Source organism: Mesorhizobium sp. M7A.F.Ca.CA.003.01.2.1 (genome assembly GCF_003998945.1).
In the GTDB taxonomy this organism is placed as follows: domain Bacteria; phylum Pseudomonadota; class Alphaproteobacteria; order Rhizobiales; family Rhizobiaceae; genus Mesorhizobium; species Mesorhizobium ciceri.
The window spans coordinates 1-399 of sequence record NZ_RZRA01001716.1 but is presented as its reverse complement, the minus strand read 5'-3'; the positions used below and the strand labels follow the sequence as shown (position 1 = coordinate 399).

Below are 399 nucleotides of genomic sequence, written 5' to 3'. Positions count from 1 at the left end.
GCCATGGTCACCGAAGCGCCGATGCAGACTTTATCGCCGGCAACGGCGATGGTGGACAGGGACGGCTCGGTCGACCTGATAAGGCCGGAAACCGAAACGTCGCCTTCATTGGCCGCGCGGACGACCAGCGTGCCGCCACCGAGATAGCGGGTGCCGGCCGCCTTCAGTGCCGCGTTCGCGTCTTTCACCGTTGCAAAAGTCTGCAGTGCCAGCGCCATGGTCTGGCTCCTGTCAGCTCTGGCCGGCGAAATGGCTTTTCAGGGCGTCGAAGCCGCCCTGAAAGACATTGGCGCCCATGCCCTCGGCCAGCTTGTCTGCCTCCTCAGGCGCGGCGTCGAAGCTAGCGGTCCATTCGGCGTAGGTGCGGTCGCCATCGGTGACGCGCCGCAGCTGCAGGGT

2 pseudogenes are annotated in these 399 nt (G+C 65.7%); both read right to left on the bottom strand.

What is annotated here, in order from left to right:
- A pseudogene (locus tag EN969_RS35090) lies at positions 1–218 on the bottom strand (FAD binding domain-containing protein); the annotation flags it as partial.
- Between the two features lie 13 nt (positions 219–231).
- A pseudogene (locus EN969_RS36555) lies at positions 232–399 on the bottom strand (SRPBCC family protein); the annotation flags it as partial.